We start from the raw sequence: 1,564 nt of genomic DNA, 5'->3' as shown, positions 1-1,564 counted from the left end.
CCACCACCGCGACCGCCCCCGGAGAACGTCCCACCTGATCCCGGATCAGCCCATCCACCGTCACCGCGGGAACCACCACCCCCGCACCCACCGACCACCCACCCACCGACACAGCATCGGCATCGAACAGCACCGGAAGATCGGCGATCCGCGCGTCGGGGCGGGTCGCGATCGTGGTGAGGGTTCGTTGTAGGAGAGCGAGGAAGCGCTCCGCGGTACCCGGGTCGAACAGGTCAGTGGCGTAGCTCAGGGACCCGGTGAGGGCGTGCTGGGTCTCGTCCACGTAGATGTCCAGATCCGTCTTGACCGCTCCGAGGGAAGCGTGTTGCTGCCGAGCGGTGACTCCGGGGAGATCGAGCAGATCGGGCCCGCCGGACAGGTTCTGGTGGGTGAGCATGACCTGGAAGACCGGGTTGCGGGCAACGGACCGGTCGACACCGACGGCGGACACGATGTGCTCGAACGGTGCGGCCTGGTGGGCGAGCCCATCCAGCACCGTCTGCCGGACGCGCCCAAGGAGGTCGCTGATCGTGTCGTCGGGTCGGAGCCGGTGGCGCACGGGGAGGGTGTTGACGAAGTACCCGACCAGGTTCTCCAGGCCGTCCTCAGTGCGGCCCCCGACCGGGGAACCGATCACTACGTCGTCTCCTCCGCCGAGCGCGGAGACCGTCAGCGCGATCGCGGCCTGCATGATCATGAACATGCTCACGCCGTTGTGCTGCGCGGCGCCCCGCAACCCCGTCACAGTCTCGGACGCGACGGCGAACGCGGTATCACCGCCCTGGTGGGTGGGCTCAGCAGGGCGAGACCGGTCCAGGGTGATCGTGGATTCCTCCGGCGCGTCAGCGAGGGCATTACGCCAATAGCTCAAATGCTGAGCGAGTTCGGAATCCGGGTCGGCGGGATCCCCGAGGATGTCTCGTTGCCAGATCGCGTAGTCGGCGTACTGCATTTTCAGCGGCGCCCACCCTGGCTCACAACCGGCCGACCGGGCCTGGTATGCGGTTGACAGATCCCCCAGCAGCACCGGCAGCGACCACTCGTCCACCGCATGGTGATGCATCGCCAGCACCAGTACCCACTCCGTGCCAGCCTCCCGCAACAAGCCGGCACGGAAGGGAATGTCGGCCGCCAGGTCAAACCCCTGCCGCACGAAGTCGGCTATCCGTTCCTCCACGGCGTCGCCCCCGACACCGGAGAGATCCTCCGGGATCAGCGTGAGGCGAACGCTCGCGTCCTGAGCAGGGACGACCACCTGGCGCAGCCGCCCGTTGTCTTCAACAATCAGGGTTCGCAATGCCTCGTGCCGGGTGACGACATCCTTCACCGCGGCATCAAGTACGCTGACGTCCAGTTCTCCGGACAGGCGAAGCGCCATTGGCACCACATACCGGCCCCCCGGCCCACCCAGGCGATCAATCACCCAGAGGGCTTGTTGTCCGAAGGATGCCGGCAGGTTCGCGGGCCGTGGTATTTCCCCGATTTGCAGCGCTGGAACTGTCGAGACACTCGAGCCTTCGATGACGATCCCGGCCAGGCCCGCGATCGTGGGATGGTCGAACAC

The 1,564-nt window shown here is 66.8% G+C and carries 2 protein-coding genes; one reads left to right on the top strand and one right to left on the bottom strand.

Annotation, left to right across the window (positions count from 1 at the left end):
- On the bottom strand, nucleotides 1–1,423 hold a 1,423-nt coding region (locus tag AWX74_RS38750; protein ID WP_242666620.1), incomplete at its 3' end, for a condensation domain-containing protein.
- Between AWX74_RS38750 and AWX74_RS41060 the strand changes: the two genes are divergently transcribed.
- Nucleotides 1,304–1,564: hypothetical protein (locus AWX74_RS41060; protein WP_207550518.1), on the top strand; the 261-nt coding region annotated here is incomplete at its 3' end. The genes AWX74_RS38750 and AWX74_RS41060 overlap by 120 nt on opposite strands.

Source organism: Parafrankia irregularis (genome assembly GCF_001536285.1).
In the GTDB taxonomy this organism is placed as follows: domain Bacteria; phylum Actinomycetota; class Actinomycetes; order Frankiales; family Frankiaceae; genus Parafrankia; species Parafrankia irregularis.
Note: the sequence above shows the minus strand (reverse complement) of the source record. Positions and strands in the feature narration are given on the sequence as shown.